This is a genomic window from Streptomyces sp. NPDC050509 (assembly GCF_044457965.1).
In the GTDB taxonomy this organism is placed as follows: Bacteria; Actinomycetota; Actinomycetes; order Streptomycetales; family Streptomycetaceae; genus Streptomyces.
The window spans coordinates 798,151-813,381 of the sequence record NZ_JBITHL010000002.1; the positions used below are offsets into that span (position 1 = coordinate 798,151).

The 15,231-nt window shown below is 69.1% G+C and carries 11 protein-coding genes and 2 pseudogenes; 8 read left to right on the forward strand and 5 right to left on the reverse strand.

The genetic code is table 11. The features are described 5' to 3' along the window. Positions 1–3: 3 nt before the first annotated feature. On the reverse strand, positions 4–735 hold the full coding sequence (locus ACIBJC_RS08855) for a MerR family transcriptional regulator (RefSeq protein ID WP_399289682.1): 732 nt from the start codon (positions 733–735) through the stop codon (positions 4–6). 229 nt (positions 736–964) lie between these two features. Between ACIBJC_RS08855 and ACIBJC_RS08860 the strand changes: the two genes are divergently transcribed. From ACIBJC_RS08860 to ACIBJC_RS08870, 3 genes and pseudogenes are all read left to right on the forward strand, one after another. Beyond that, the gene (locus ACIBJC_RS08860) at positions 965–2,473 is read left to right on the forward strand and encodes an alpha/beta hydrolase (protein ID WP_399289684.1); all 1,509 of its coding nucleotides are present in this window, start codon (positions 965–967) and stop codon (positions 2,471–2,473) included. 722 nt (positions 2,474–3,195) lie between these two features. Next, a pseudogene (locus ACIBJC_RS08865) lies at positions 3,196–3,456 on the forward strand (response regulator); the annotation flags it as partial. An 86-nt stretch (positions 3,457–3,542) separates the two neighbouring features. Then, the gene (locus tag ACIBJC_RS08870; protein WP_399289686.1) at positions 3,543–4,196 is read left to right on the forward strand and encodes a response regulator; all 654 of its coding nucleotides are present in this window, start codon (positions 3,543–3,545) and stop codon (positions 4,194–4,196) included. Positions 4,197–4,365: 169 nt separating this feature from the next. On the opposite strand, the gene ACIBJC_RS08875 is transcribed toward ACIBJC_RS08870, so the two are convergent. Both ACIBJC_RS08875 and ACIBJC_RS08880 read right to left on the reverse strand, forming a co-directional pair. Continuing rightward, a complete protein-coding gene (locus ACIBJC_RS08875) occupies positions 4,366–5,232 on the reverse strand; it encodes an aminoglycoside phosphotransferase family protein (protein WP_399289688.1) in 867 nt (288 codons plus the stop codon). A gap of 66 nt (positions 5,233–5,298) precedes the next feature. Continuing rightward, positions 5,299–6,300, reverse strand: a complete 1,002-nt coding sequence (locus tag ACIBJC_RS08880) for a helix-turn-helix transcriptional regulator (RefSeq protein ID WP_399289690.1) — start codon at positions 6,298–6,300, stop codon at positions 5,299–5,301. A gap of 127 nt (positions 6,301–6,427) precedes the next feature. Between ACIBJC_RS08880 and ACIBJC_RS08885 the strand changes: the two genes are divergently transcribed. Further along, positions 6,428–6,847: a VOC family protein gene (locus tag ACIBJC_RS08885; RefSeq protein ID WP_399289692.1), complete on the forward strand. Its 420-nt coding sequence runs from the start codon at positions 6,428–6,430 to the stop codon at positions 6,845–6,847. 168 nt (positions 6,848–7,015) lie between these two features. Then, positions 7,016–7,988, forward strand: a pseudogene (locus tag ACIBJC_RS08890) (aldo/keto reductase). 207 nt (positions 7,989–8,195) lie between these two features. Here the strand turns inward: ACIBJC_RS08890 and ACIBJC_RS08895 are convergent. Then, positions 8,196–9,299: a DUF4037 domain-containing protein gene (locus tag ACIBJC_RS08895; protein WP_399289694.1), complete on the reverse strand. Its 1,104-nt coding sequence runs from the start codon at positions 9,297–9,299 to the stop codon at positions 8,196–8,198. A gap of 1,520 nt (positions 9,300–10,819) precedes the next feature. On the opposite strand from ACIBJC_RS08895, the gene ACIBJC_RS08900 reads away from it, so the two are divergent. The 3 genes from ACIBJC_RS08900 (at position 10,820) to ACIBJC_RS08910 (ending at position 14,083) form a co-directional block, all read left to right on the forward strand. Continuing rightward, positions 10,820–11,626, forward strand: a complete 807-nt coding sequence (locus ACIBJC_RS08900) for a hypothetical protein (RefSeq protein ID WP_399289696.1) — start codon at positions 10,820–10,822, stop codon at positions 11,624–11,626. 419 nt (positions 11,627–12,045) lie between these two features. After that, positions 12,046–12,708 (forward strand): DedA family protein, encoded by a 663-nt coding sequence (locus tag ACIBJC_RS08905; protein ID WP_399289698.1) that lies wholly within the window; start codon positions 12,046–12,048, stop codon positions 12,706–12,708. A 145-nt stretch (positions 12,709–12,853) separates the two neighbouring features. Further along, a complete protein-coding gene (locus tag ACIBJC_RS08910) occupies positions 12,854–14,083 on the forward strand; it encodes a TIGR03086 family metal-binding protein (RefSeq protein ID WP_399289700.1) in 1,230 nt (409 codons plus the stop codon). Here the strand turns inward: ACIBJC_RS08910 and ACIBJC_RS08915 are convergent. Continuing rightward, the gene (locus ACIBJC_RS08915) at positions 14,002–14,907 is read right to left on the reverse strand and encodes an NADP-dependent oxidoreductase (protein WP_399289702.1); all 906 of its coding nucleotides are present in this window, start codon (positions 14,905–14,907) and stop codon (positions 14,002–14,004) included. The two genes, ACIBJC_RS08910 and ACIBJC_RS08915, sit on opposite strands and share 82 nt — an antisense overlap. Positions 14,908–15,231 lie beyond the last annotated feature (324 nt).

The window sequence follows — 15,231 nt, forward strand, 5'->3', positions numbered from 1 at the left end:
TTGTCATGTTCCGGCGGCGTCGTCCTCCGAAAGCAACGCGTTCACACGTCGCAGGACGTCGATATGGGCCTCGTTGTAGAACTCGACCACTGCCTGCACGACAACCGACTGGGTGATCGCCGCTCCCCGGCGGGAGGAGGCTTCCAGATCGTGCAGCAACGGGTGGTCCTTTTGCAGTTTGCGGGCTTCGGGCGCGAGGTGTTCCGCGAGCCGCTGCCGCACGTCCTCGGGCGCGTCCGCTGGCAGGGCGTCGAACTCCGCGCCGACGTCGCTGCGAGGCGTCGCGAGCTGCTCCTGGAACGCGGACATCGCCGTGGGGGTGAGAAAGCTGGAGTACGCCAGCAGGAAAGATCGATCCGCCTCCGACAGGTCGTTGGCGAGTGTCTTGAAGTCCGTCGGCAGGTCGATCGAGGCCCGGTTGTCCAGGATCGCCGCCAGTTCCCGGCGTATCCGTTGCTGGCGTTCGATGCTCGCCGCGAGTTCTGCGTCCAGGGCGCGCAGGATGTGCTCCGCCCCCTCGTCGGCGATTTCGACGGAAGGGATGTCCGACAGCGGCACGCCGAGGTCGACCAGTCTGCGGATGCGCAGCAGGCGGACCAGGTGCTTCGCGCCGTACCGCTTGTAGCCGTTGGCTGTCCGTTCCGGCTCGTCCAGCAAGCCGACCTTGTGATAGTGCCGGACGGCTTTCAGTGTCGTACCGGCGAGTTCGGCCAGTTGACTTGTGCTCCACGCCACCGCGAGGCCCTTTCTGGGGTGCTCCGTTCCCCGTCGCCGCCACCCGTCCTGCCGGTCGGCGGGATCGTCTCCGAGAAGCGGTCCATTCAAGACCATGCCCTTGGGGCATGGTCAACCCTCGGCAGCGCCGCTACCCGCACGCCGGCGAAACGGTGTTGACCATGCCCCAAGGGCACGGACTGAGATGGGCGGCGACCACAACCGTGAGACGGGGATTCGGAGACCGGACATGAAACGACAACGCAGTATCGGCCGGAGCCTGGCCCTCGTGGTCGTCCTCGGCCTCGGCGGCTCGCTGGCCACGGCACCCGCCGGCGCGGACGAGCGACAGGACCCGGAGGTGGAGTGGGGCACCTGCCCCGAAGACGTCGTGACCGAAGCCGCTCCGACCACGCTCCAATGCGCCACCGTGCCCGCGCCGGTGGACTACGCCGACCCCGGGGGCGCCCGGATCGACCTCATGATCTCCCGGCTGGCCAGCACGAACCCGGACAAGCGACGCGGCACACTCATGCTCAACCCGGGCGGCCCCGGCGGGTCCGGACTGGCACTGCCCGCGCTGCTGGTGGCCCAAGGCCTGCCCACCGACGTCTCCGACAGTTACGACCTGATCGGCATGGACACCCGCGGCATCGGGCACTCGGCACCGGTCACCTGCGGATTCACGGACGACAGCCCTTACATCGGCAACATTCCCCGCTACGCGGTCGACGACGCGGCGGTCACCGCACAAGCGAAGATCGCCGAACAGGTGGCCGAGCAGTGCGTGCGCAATGACCGCGACGGAAGGCTGCGCCACCTGACCACGGCGAACACCGCCCGCGACCTGGACCGCATCAGGGCCGCGCTCGGCGAGGAGAAGACCAGCTACCTGGGCTACTCCTACGGCACGGCACTGGGCGCCGCCTACGCGTCGATGTTCCCCGAACGCTCCGACCGCATCGTGCTCGACAGCAACGTCGGCGACACCCACCTCGACCGCGACGGCATGCGCCGCTACGCCCTCGGGATGGAACAGACGTTCCCCGATTTCGCGAAGTGGGCGGCCGCACGGCACGACAGCTACGGCCTGGGCCACACCCCCGCGCAGGTCCGCACGACCTACCTCACCCTTGCCGAGCGACTCGACAAAGCTCCGGTGGCAGGGATTGACGGCAACCTGTTCCGGCTCGGCACTTTCGGCTTGCTGTTCAAAAACACGCAGTACCCCAAGCTGGCTCAGCTCTGGCAGACGCTGATCAACGGCGCCGACACGGCGGCCCGCCGCCTGCTGTCGGAGAACGCCACCGCGGGCAAGGCGCCGTCACCGGTCGACAATTCACTCTCGGTGTTCCTTGCCGTGACCTGCAACGACGTCGAGTGGCCCGAGAACATCGACACCTACCGGCACGGCGTCGCCGAGGACCGCGAGCGCTACCCGCTGTTCGGCGCCGCCACCGCCAACATCACCCCCTGCGCCTTCTGGCCACACGCCCCGGCCGAGCCGCCGGTCGCGGTCGACGACGACGGACCGCGGAACGTGCTGCTCGTACAGAACCTCCGCGACGTGCCGACACCGCACCAGGGCGGAAAGATGCTGCGCCAGAAGTTCGCGGACCGGTCCCGGCTGCTCAGCATCGACGACAGCGGGCACGGCGCCTACGTCCTGGGCGACAACCCCTGCGCGCTGAACACCACCACGCGCTACCTCGTCAAGGGCGAAATGCCCGCGAAGGACACACTCTGCCGCGCAGGCTGATCCCCGGACGGGTCTGATCCTCGCACCGGTCTGATCCCCGGACGGGTCTGATCCTCGCACCGGTCTGATCCCCGCACCGGTCTGATCCCCGCACCGGTCGGCTAAGCGGACGGTCCATGGCTTGCGTCCGGGCATGCGTGGGTGTCGGTTCGCCGGCGTCGTTCGGCCGCGCGTCCTGGATCCGAGCCCGGTCTCTTGAGCGTGCCTGGAGTGGCTCGCCCGGCTCGTCCACGTAGGCCGTCCAAGTTTGGCCGCGCTCCGGGCGGGGAGCAGGCGGTTTCAGAACACCTCAGCAGTACCCTCGGGCGCCTCAGCCGGACCGGAGAAGCCCGAGGCCGAGGCGCCTCAGGCGTACGGAACGGAGCAGAACCGCCGCTGGGCACGCGCGAACCTTGGGCGGCGCGGACACGGTCGCCGCCGCAGCGAAGGCAGTCGATGCCGCTCGGGAGCGCACCGCTCATACCTGCTGACGGTGCGGCCTCGACGGGCCGAACCCCGCGCCGTGGACCGACCGAGCTTGCCGGCGATCCGCTGGACGGTGACCGGGGCGAGGCGTCGATCGCATGACCACCGGGCTGAACGGATTCGGTCTCGCGCGCCAGGCCCCGGTCGCCGCCCGGGAGCGGCGAATTCGGGCTCGCTGTCGGCGATCGGCGTGATGACGACCGAGCGAGGCTTGGTCGCTCCTGCCGCCCCACGGCAGCGCTTCGCTCAGGGGGTGCCAGCCCGAAGTGAAGCGGCTGGGCAACGAACTCCAAGAGGCGCAAGAGCGGCGGGCGGACGCCGAGGCGCGCTGCGATCTGCTGGAGCGTCAACTCGAAGTCGTCGAAAGACCGCTGCCGCTGCCTCTGCCGCAACCGCAGCTCATGCCCAAGGTCCTCGTCGTGGACGACCAGCCCGACAACCTGCTCGCCACAACAGCGGTTCTGGGGACACTGGACCAGGAACTCGTGACCGTCTCCTCCGGTCGGGAGGCTCTCAAGCCGACTGAACCTCCCGCCCGTACCGGCGCGCTATTTGAAGGACGTGGCCGACACTGCTCCGCGAGGAAGGAGTCACCTTTCAACGGGTGACGACCTCGACAGTCGTACGGACCGGCTTCGTCAACCTGCTGGCCACGCAGGACGACATAGCGGTGGTGGCCGAAGCACAGGACGGCGTCCAGGCGGTCCGTGCCGCAGCCGAGCACCGGCCCGATCTGGCGCTGCTCGACATCCGGATGCCCCACAAGAACGGCATCGAAGCGGCCCGCGAGATCCTCGCCGCGTCCGGCGGATCGACGAAGGTGCTGATCCTGACCACCTTCGATCTCGACGAGTACGTGTACGACGCGCTCGCGGCCGGAGCGGGCGGCTTCCTCCTGAAGGACGCGACCTTTCCCGAACTGCTGCACGCCGTAAGGGTCGTGGCCAGGGGCGACGCGCTGCTCGCGCCCGAGGTCACCAAGCGGCTGATCGCGGAGTTCGCGCGACAGCGGGAGTCGGTCCTGCACGTACGCACACTGGACGGGCTGACCGCGCGCGAGGCCGAGGTGCTCGTACTGATCGCGCGTGGTCTGTCCAACGCCGAGATCGCCGACCGGCTCACCATCTCGGACCACACGGTCAAGACGCACATCAACCGGCTCTTCGCGAAGACGCGGCTCAGGGACCGTGCGCAGGCGGTGATCCTGGCGTACGAACTCGGCTTGGTACGGCCGGGCGCGCGGCGCGATGCCCTGTGATACCGCTGACCGCCGAGGACGGGCTGATCACCGGCCGGCGCGTCTGCGACGACAGCCACTACTGCACCCTGTCGGCTGGCCGACGGGAAGGCCGGAGCGGCCGCTCGCCGGAGGAGGAGTGGTCGCTGACACGGCCGCCGGAGCCCGAGCCGGAGCCCGGGGCGGAACTTCATTCCGCGAGGACCTCGGAGATGGCGCGGCGTCCCAGTTCCGCCATGGCGGGGTTGGTGTGGCGGTAGTAGTCGATCCCGCTGACGAAGGTGAGTGCCCAGCCTCGTCCGCGGGCCCAGGCCGCGTCGTCGAACCCTCCTGCCGCGCGGAACGTCTGCCGCGTCTCTGTGGTGAGCAGTGTCCACGCCGCGATGGCATCGCAGGACGGATCGCCCACGCCCGCGGTGCCGAAGTCGATCACTGCGCGGAGTCGACCGGCGTTGACCAGGATGTTGCCGGGGATGAGATCGCCGTGCGTCCACAGGGGTGGCCCGTCCCACTCCGGCTGGTCGAGGGCATGCTCCCAGGCGGCGAGGACAGCGGGCGCGTCGACGACGTCCGCGGCCTTGGCGGTCCACTCCCGTACGGAGGCATCGCGGGTGCACAGAGACACGGCACGGTAGCCCTGCCGCGCCCCGGTGGTGTCGGCCCCGCGCAGCGCTGCGACGAAATCGCCGAGGTCCCTGGCGAACCGGTGGTCATCGCGCCCCTCATCCGTCGGGTGCGAGCCATCGATCCAGCGGCTGATCGCCCAGGGGAAGGGATACCCGTTTCCGGGCCGGCCCACGACCATCGGTTCCGGCACGGCGGCAGGCAGGAAGGGGGCCAGTCGTGGCAGCCAGCCCTGTTCGAATTCCACCTGCTCGACCGCATCCTCGATCCGGGGCAAGCGGACCGCCATCTCGTCCCCAAGCCGATAGATCGCGTTGTCGGTGCCTGCCGAGCGCACCGCCCTGATGGGCATATCCGCCCATCGCGGAAACTGGTGTGTGAGTAGCTGCCGCACCAGCGCGACATCGGTCGCAACTTCGTTCTCATGCATCATCAGCCCGAGACCCTAGCCGGGCGGCTGATAGAGCAACATCAGATTTCTTCCGCTCCCGCTCCCTTCTCACCGCGCCGGGACGGTCTCAGGTGGTGTGGTGCGGGCGGCGTGTGCGTAGCGGGCGGCGAGGTCCCCGAACGCGGTGGCCAGTTGAGGCGGGCCGATGACCTCGATATCGGTGTCGAAGCGGCCGATGGCGGCGGCGAGTCCGGTCCATGACCAGGAGCCGAGGACGAGCCGGCAGCGGTGGGGACCGAGTTCCACGACGATCCCGTCCTCGGCGAAGGGCGCGACATCGGCGGCCGGGAGGTGGAGGATGACTTCGCCTCGGCAGGGCCAGCCGGTGGTGGTGCCGTCGTTGCCGCGGAATCGGCTGGTGACGAAGGTGGAGACGGTGCCGCCGGGAAGGTCGCGCGGGGCGAAGCGGGGGCCGGTGGGTGTGCGGGGCCGGATGCGGTCGACGCGGAAGGTGCGCCAGTCCTCGCGGTGGAGGTCCCAGGCCACCAGGTACCAGCGATGACGCCAGGTGACCAGGTGGTGGGGTTGTACGCGGCGGGCGTCATCGGCCGGGGTGCCTGGACCCGGGGCGTAGTCGAAGCGCAGTTCCTCGCGGGCGTGGATGGCGCGGCTCAGTTCCATCAGGACCTGAGCGTCGACCTGGGAGGTGTCACCGGCCGCCGCGGGCGGTTGGAGCGCGGTGACGCGCAACAGGTCGATGCGGTGGCGCAGGCGGGGCGGCATGACCTGACTGAGGGTGGCCAGCGCGCGAGAAGCGTCTTCGGCGACGGTGGTGCCGGCGGCCGCGGTCTGCAGCGCGACGGCCAGGGCGACGGCCTGCTCGTCGTCGAACAGCATGGGCGGCAGATGAGTGCCGGCCTCCAGGCGGTAGCCGCCGGCCGGTCCTTTGACGGTCGTGATCGGGTAGTCGAGTTCGCGCAGGCGGTCGATGTCACGGCGCACCGTGCGTGAGGTGATGCCGAGACGCTCGGCGAGATCATCGCCGGACCAGGCACGGGGCGTTTGAAGGAGCGAGAGCAGCGAGAGCAGCCGGGCGGACGTTTTCTGCATGCCCTCATACTTCCTGGAGTACCGGACACAACCTGTCCTCTACCTCTGCGAACGTGGCGTACGCGCCGTTCGGGAGGCATCGCTCCTGGTCGCGGCGTATTCACCACACCGAAGCAGGGAGCAGCCCATGTCCGTCACGACCACCACCCACCTGAACTTCCGGGGCGTCGCACGGGAGGCGCTGGACTTCTACCAGTCCGTCTTCGGCGGACGTACCGTCGCCGTCACCTACAAGGACGCGGGCGCCGAGAACGAGAGCGAGGCGGACTGGGTGATGTGGGGCGAGGTGGCCGGCGACAACGGCTTCCACGTCATGGCCTACGACGTGCCCTCGGCGCTGCCCTGGAGCCAGGGCGACAACCCGTTCTTCGTCTCCGTGCGGGGCGACGACGCCGACGAGATCGGCGCCCTGTGGGGCAGGCTCGCCGAGGGATCGACCGTCGTGCGCCCGCTGGAGCCCGCGCAGTGGGCGCCGCTGTACGGCATGCTCACCGACCGCTTCGGCGTCACCTGGGTCCTGGACGTCACCGCTCCCTACAACGGCTGAGCCAACCGACCGACCTGACATGCCTACGCCGTCCGGGCCGCTCGTGCGGCGGCGGCCCGGACGGCGTAGGCACCGAACACGTACGGCAGCGGAAGGAATTGGGGCACCGTGAGGATGCGGAAGCTGTGACGGACCGGCATCGAAGTCAGTGCCTACTGCCTGGGCACCATGGTGTTCGGACAAGATGGGCAATCCGGATCACGGCGACTGCGTGCGCATGATCCACCGGGCGTTGGACGCGGGCATCAATTTCGTCGACACCGCCGACGTCTACGGCTACAGCGAGACCGAGGAGATCGTCGGAAAGGCCCTTGAGGGACGCCGCGACGAGGTCGTGCTGGCGACCAAGTTCAACGGACCGATGGGCGAGGGCCCCAACCGTGGCGGCAGTTCCCGGCACTGGATCGTCCAGGCGGTAGAGGGCTCGCTGAAGCGGCTGCGCACCGACCGCATCGACCTCTACCAGATCCACCACCCCGACCCGCACACGGACATCGAGGAGACCCTCTCCGCGCTCACCGACCTCGTGAGGTCCGGGAAAGTCAGGGCGATCGGCTCCTCCAACCTGCCGGCCTCGGAAATCGTCGAAGCCCAGTGGGTGTCCCAGCAGCGCGGCCTGCACCGGCTGCGCACCGAGCAGCCCACCTACTCCCTCCTCAACCGCGGCATCGAGCGGGAGATCCTGCCCGTCTGCCACCGCTACGGCTTGGGCGTTCTGGTGTGGAGCCCCCTGGCCATGGGCCTGCTCACCGGCCGTTACCGCAAGAACGCGCCGCGGCCCGACAACGCCCGCATGGCCTGGGTCTCCCGGCACCTCACCGACGAACGCAAGCTCGACGCGGTCGAGCAACTGCTCACCCTCGCCGAGGAATCCGGCCACTCCCTCACGCACGTGGCCATGGCCTTCGCCACCGGCCACCCCGACGTCACCTCGGCCATCATCGGCCCGCGCACCATGGACCAGCTCGACGACCTGCTCGCCGGCGCCACCCTCACCCTCGGCGACGACATTCTCGACAAGATCGACGCGATCGTCTCGCCCGGCACCGACATCGGCCCACTCGACGTCTCCTACGTACCTCCGTCCCTCACCCACACGGACCTGCGCCGACGCCCGTCCCACGAGCGAGCCGTCGCGTGAGAACGCCATGACTGTCCTCGACTCCCGTGCCCCCAATCGCGCCACCCTCGCCCGCCGGCACCTGCTCAGTGCGTACGGATGAACGTCCCCAGGTGTCAGATTCCTTCGGTTTCCCCTCGGCGTTCTTGAGGCGGAGTTCTCCGGGGCAGAGCCGCTGCGATGTCCCGGTCCTAAGCATCCGCGGCCGGGGATGGTGTGGGTGGAGGTTCACCGTTTCGGGGCATGGACCATCGCGCAGGTCGCGGTGCGTGTGAGTTCGGGGTGGCTCAGGACGCCGGCGCTGTCGATGAACTGGTCGACGGTGCCGGTCGTCGGAAGCGCGCGGATGGTCGGGTCGGTGATACGGGCAGTCAGCGCCGCGCTGAAGCGTTCGGCATGCAGCACCTGGAATGGGCGGCTGTGGTATTGCCGCGTAGCGGTGTCGAGCGGGTCGGTGAGGGCGAGTTGGTTGTGCGCGGCCGCGACGGCTTCATAGGCGCGGGCCAGGTGGTGCTCGCGGGTGTGCCGGTCGGTGGCGGCGAGGGCCGCGGTGAGGAGCGGTGTGAGGGCGGGCGCCTGGGGAGTACGGGCGAAGGCGCTGCCGAGCCATTTGCTGTAGGGCGGGTACCGGCGGTCCATGAGCAGGCAGAGCCGCATCAGGTCGCGTACCAGCCGGGCGGCGACGACGGCGGAGCCGAGTTCATCGCCTACTTCGCCGCAGCGCCCGACGAAGGCTTCTTCCTGGGAGATGCGCTGCCATTGGCACGCGAGGAGGTAGAGCCAGAGGTCGTGGGGATACCAGTCGAGGGCGGCGCGTGCCGGGGCGAGCCGGCCGAGTCCGTCGTGGAAGACAGCACCGGCGGTGACCTCGGCCAGGAGCTGGGCGGGAGTGGCCAGCCAGTCCGTCAAGGTGACGTCCTCGCACGGGTCGAACCCCAGACGCCCGGTGAACCGGATGCCTGGGGCGGTGACTTCGACCCGGTGGTGAACCGGTCCCTTGGTCGCCCGCATGACCCGGATATCCGCCTCGCCTGTCGCAGCGAAGTGCGTCGGGTAGCCGTGGAACATCTTCGGCAGGCGTTCGGAGAGAACCGCTTTGATGTCTTCGCTGTGACGGGTGGCGTCCTGCGGATGCAGGAAGATCTGGAGACGGGGACCCCACTCGTGGTCGGCGGAGCGGGCGGTGTCGAATCCCAGAACCTCCGAGCCGCTGCCCAGACGGGCCGCGGAGTGTTTGATCGCAGGGGCGGCTTCGTCCAGCAGGGGGCGCACGGCTTCGAGGTAGAAGCGGCGGGAGAGTTCCAGTCCGGGGATGAAGAGGGGAGTGGTCATACACGGGAGCGTGCCGGATCGGCACCAGGCTGATCGAGGGCATTTCCACTTCGGGCAGGGCAGAGCACCCGCCAGTGCTTCAGAAACTGTCCTCGTTCATCCGTACGTAGGCAAGGACGTTCACGCGCACGCCGACATACGGCACCGTCCAGCGGCTCGAAGACCGGATAAAGGCGGCCTGGGCGTAGCGCGATACCCACGACGCCCCCCCACAGGAAGAGCTGAACAGGCCACGGAGCACTGGACCCGGGCGCGCGGCCCTGCGGTCTGTTCATCCGTCCGGCTCGACCGGTTGCTCCGCCAACAGCGGCTGCCGATTGCAGAGTTACTCCTGTGCATGCTGCGGAAGAACAAACGACCCAGGACATGGTCGCTGAGCTTGTCCGGCAGCGCTGGGGAACCGTCCTCAATGAGGAAGGCATTCTGGCGCGGTTCCGAGAGCCGGGGTGGTCATACCGGGAGTAACTTCCGCTCCTGCCCCGCATACGATACGCCGCTGTATTCCTTGCGCCGCCCCTATGAGTCGGCCGGCCGCCAGTGCCGCTACGTCGCCGTGGTCTGCCCAGCCTGCCCCCACGCCTACACGCTCGCCGACCTGGGAGTGAAGACATACGACAAGCTGATCACCCTCCCCAAGCCGTGCCCCGGCACGAGCCCCGCATGAAGGACGCCTGGGGCTACACCGGGGCGATCGACGGGATCGCCGGATCGGGGACCCAGGCCGCGTTCAAGCGGATGGCCAATGCCCCTACTGGCCACTGCTGAGCGCCCCATCTGTATGAGCGCCTAGGGTCTTTCGTTTGGGTCTGGCTGGGTCAGGGAGCGCCCGCCGCGTCAGCGGCTGATGTCACCGCGGGCACGCGAGCCCAGCAAGATCCAAACGAAAGACCCAAGGACGGGTGTGTTGAACCTCGTGCCTCATCAGCGAGCCCGCTCATACACAGGCTCTGCTCCACGTCCGCGGCCCCAACCCGTGAAGGCCGGGTCGCGGACGTGGTGGAGCGATAGAGCCGAGCGCTGCGGGAACTGTCTGTCCCGCCGCGCGTTCCCCGAGCCGGACATCGTGCCGGCCGTGTGTCTGCCCCGATCGAGGCGGCCCACGAGCAGCGCCGCCGCCAGGTCGACGTCACCCACGTCGCGGCCCCGGGCTGGGCCCATGGGGGACACGCGGCGAGGGAAGGCCGAACGGCGACCACGCTCCCCGCAGACGGCGCCGCTGGGGAGGACCGCGTGACGAACCACGCGCCCGGAAGCCCGGCTCAGTTCTCGGGGACATCGCTGTTCGCGCCTCCGTCCAGCGGCGAGGCCGGTGTCGACCTGGCCCAAGTCGCCCTGAGGGCCGCGTTCGAGGCGGTAGGGAAGAACGGCAGCGGTTGTACGGCGAAGTCGAAGCCGCGGCTGTTCCGTACGGTGCGGCGCGACGGCCGTGAGCCGATGAGCCTCGGCGCCGATCGGTGCGCTGGTCACAGAGGGAGTCTGGGAGCTCCCGGCCGCCGACGCGACGCGACGCTACGTGGTCGGTGGGCGGCATTGCCCCTGAGCCGGCCGGGCGCATCGCCGACGTCGGCTACGCCGCGGACTCCGGCCGACTCGTGCTGCGCCCGCAGTCGTCGGCTTGGGCGACGACGACCCGTCTGGAGCAGACCCAGGTCATCGAGGCTGTCAATACCGTGGCGGGCCGGTTTCTCCGGCTGCTCTCCACCGAGGTAGTGGCGCTTGATCATCTGCGGTTGGGGCACGACAACGCCCCTGCCCCAGCCGGACGGCTGGCAGGCTCCCGGGGACTCACGCACGCAGACGGCGACGCCACACGCTCGGTCGGTACGTTTGGTAGGGATTGCAAAATTATGGCAATGTTCTCAGCTCAAGGGGTTGCGAACTGCAGCCCGTACAAGGGGGATTCAATGTTCAGGTCCAACCTCGCCCGCATGGCCAAAGTGGGTGCCGCCACCGCCATGATGCTGGTCGCATCGGCGTATCCGGCCATAGCCGTACAGACGGACGATGTCGGGACCATGGCGAACAAGTCCGTCGCGGTCGACGGAGGGAAGATGACCTTCATCGATGACGGCGACATCTTCGAGATCTGCGACACCCGGGCCAACGGGGAGAGCGTGTACGGCGCGCTCTTCTACAACTCGTACGTCAGCACCGACGGCTGGAAGCGTGTGATGACGACCGAGGACGGCGGCGACGCCGGGTGTGACAGGAAGGGTTACAACATCGGAAACGGTGGCGAATACATCATGGTCATCTGCGGGGGGAAGTATCCGACCGGCATTATTGGGAACGTTTACTGCGACGGCTCTGGATCGTTCAACGAATAGGACCTGGCAAATGCGGTCCGCTCGCCGGAACGCTGGTCACATATTGCCCGTCCGGCAGCACTCTGTACGATCTGCTCGCCCGGTTCTCCTCCTGGCCATGGCTGCCGAGTGCTCGCCGCCGGCCCTGACGGCCCCTGGCTTGACCACAAGGGCGAACTCCCCTCTTTCGAGGGAGCTTTGGCACGCCTGAAGGGTGTCGCGGCCGGGCCTGCGACCAGGCTGACCCAGCCCGGGTAGTAGGCCGCCCCGGGACTACCGTCGCACTCCGTGCCCTGCGGGAAAACACGGGGCACGGAGTGCAGAGAACCGTACAAGTTGGGCGGCAATCCTCATACCGCCGCTGATCTTCGATTTCTACCCTGGTCACTGGATCGCGGCATGGGCCCGCGGCGACCGCCCCGCAGCCTGGAGACTTTCGAATGGACCTCATGCCCCTGGCTCTGCCCCAGGAACCCGCCGGCGGTATCGCGGGGTGGGCAGCCGACCTCGTGGACACCATGGGCGGCCCCGGCGCGGGCCTCGCCATCGCCCTGGAGAATCTCTTCCCGCCGCTGCCCAGCGAGGTGATCCTGCCGCTGACCGGCTTCGCGGCCGGACAAGGCGTCATCAGCCTGTTCTCGGCCCTGTTCTGGACCACGCTCGGCTCGGTGGTCGGCGCCGCCGTCCTCTACTGGATCGGCGTCCTCTTCGGCCGGGAGCGCATGTACGCGATCTGGGCCAGGCTGCCGCTGGTCAAGCCGTCCGACCTGGAACGAACGGAGAAGTGGTTCGCCAAGCACGGCACCAAGGCCGTCTTCTTCGGCCGTATGGTGCCGATCTTCCGCAGCCTCATCTCAGTGCCGGCCGGCCTGGAACGTATGCCCATGCCGATCTTTCTGCTGCTCACCACCCTGGGCAGCTTGATCTGGAACTCCGTGCTCGTACTGTCCGGCTACTGGCTGGGCGACCAGTGGGACCTCGTCGAGACCTACGTCGGAGCCATCAGCAAGGTCGTCCTCGCCCTGGTGGCCGCGGCCCTGGTCCTCTACCTCGTGGTCCGCCTGCGCTCCCGCGGCTCCGCGCAGCAACGCCGTACGCCGTGACCGGCCCGGATCCCGCTCCGGCCGAACGATCTTGCCCCGGCTGCGCCGCCCAACTGGCCTCGATGACCGTGCGGTGGGATTCGGCGGGCATCACCACCCAGCCCCTCCCGGCGGCGACCGAACCCACGCACCCGTCCGTGCAGCGATGCAGACCGGTACCGCAGCGGACTCCCCAGCCGCCGACCCGGTCGTCGCCGCCATCGTCGCCGCCTGGCTGCCCGGCCGTGCGAATTCCGACCCCACCGTCGCCTCGGACGGCACCGAGGCCCGCACACGCCTGCACGAACAACTCGCCGTCGCGGCCGAGCCCGCAGTCGAGAGATTCTGGCAACTGCTGTGCGTCCTCGGTGGCCGCCCCGTACCCGCAGGAATGGCGAAGGAAGGTCGGTGGCTCATCACCGCGCTGCGCACCAACCCCGCGCCCGGCGCGCGCGACGCCCAGCTCAAAGCCCATGACACGGACGACACCGATGCCTGGCACGGCGGTGTCCTGGACGCGTTCACACGTGTCCAGGAAGCCGTGAGCGCACTCGTTCACGCAACAGCACCGGAGCAGTTCGCCCTGCCGACTCCGTGCGAGGACTGGACCGTACGGGATCTGCTCGATCACCTGGTGTGGGAGAACATCATCTGGGGCGGCCTCGCCAACGGCATACCCCCCACCGACGGTCATAACCAGGACCACCTTGGCGACAACCACGCCGCCGCCTTCGAGGCCTCCGCCGCGCAGCCCGGCCATGCTTTCCGGCAGCCAGGCGTGCTGGAGCGCTTCTTCGGCCCTGCCCTCGGCCGTCGTATGGTCGAGCAACTCCTCATCGAATTGCCCGTACACGGCTGGGACATTGCGACGGCGCTCGGCCTTGGCCGCGATCTGGAGCCCGACATCGCCCGCGCCGCCCTGCCCGTCGTCCAACGGATCTACGGCGACCTGCCGCGCACGGCAGGTGGGATCCATCGCCGCCGCTCAACCCGCACCCGAGGGGGCCTCGCCTCTGGACCGGGTAGCCGCATTCCTCGGCCGCCGCATCCCGCGCCAATCGCTGCCCTGCCCGCCACCGGACGGCCCCCACGCGTGCCCTCATCCGCGACAACGTCGCTTTTGCCCCGTGGACGACGGCTCATGTGCCACGTGCGGTGCCCGAGTGGGGGCGGCCTGCTTGACGAGGCGCCATGGAGATCGGCCCGCTCCGGACCGCCCGCTCGCCGGTACCGATCGAGGGCACGCTCGCTGCGCAGGCCCGCACGTTGCGAGTTACCTACCTCGTGGGCCTGTTCAGATACAGATCGGCCTGTTCAGATGCAGATCACGATCTTTCCTCGGGTGCGTCCGCGCTCGGCGTGCGCGTGGGCGTCGGCGATCCGCTCCAGGGGGTAGGTCTGTTCGATACGGGGTGTGTAGCGGCCTTGCCCGCCCAGTTCCGCCGCCGCGGACAGGAGAGTGGAGTCGTTCTCCGCGTTGACCACATGCGTGCCCAGGCGGTGCCCGCCCGCGTGGTCGGCGACCGTCGCGACGCGCTTCGGGTCGCCCGCGATCGCGACGAGGTCGTCCAGGGAGCCGGAGGCCGCGGTGTCGAGCACGATGTCGACGCCGTGCGGAGCGAGGGTGGTGAGGCGCTGTGCGAGGCCGGGGCCGTAGGTGGTGGGAACGGCGCCGAGTGCGGTGAGGAACTCGTGGTTGCGTTCGCCGGCTGTCCCGATCACAGTGGCACCTTGCGCTACCGCGATCTCGACTGCCGCGCTGCCCACGCCTCCGGCGGCGCCCTCGACGAGGAGGGTGCGCCCCGCGAGGGGGCCGAGCGCGTCGAGCCCACGCATCGCGGTCACGGACGCGAGACCGGCGCCCGCGGCCTGCTCGTCGTTCCACGTGGCGGGGGTGTGTGCCCAGGCCGAAAGGATGAGCAGCTCCGCGGTCGCCCCGGTGACACCGCCCAGTCCGAAGACGCGGTCGCCGATGCCCACCCCCTGCACCCCGTCGCCGATCTCGTCGACCACACCGGCGCCGTCGCGCCCGGGAATGGCGGGCAGCTCCAGGGGAAGCAGCTGGTGCAGGGCGCCGGCGCGCAGCTTCCAGTCGATGGGATTGACGCTGGCCGCCGCGACGCGGACACGGATCTCACCGGGTCCGGGGTGGGGGTCGGGGGCCTGCTCGATCACCAGGCTCTCCGCTCCGCCGTATTCGTGGAACCGGGCTGCGCGCATAATGGTCTGCCTTACTTTGACGGGCCGGAATGACATGTTCATCCGACGCTCGCCACTCTAGAACCTGACGTTGACGTGAGGTGCAAGTCGCAACTGCCGCCCGGCCGGAGGAGGGCAGGCGCGGATGGGTGAGGTTGCCGAGCAGGCGGGGGTGAGCGTGGGGGCCTGCGCCACTACGGGGGATCACGCCGCCCGTCACGGCCGACACCCATGTGCCCTCGGGCGGGCGCGGCGATCCCGCCGCGGCGCGAGGGCTGCTGTGCGTACGTGAACCGCGTGAACGCCCTCGGGTCCGCCACCGGTCATGATCAATCTCGGCGCCGG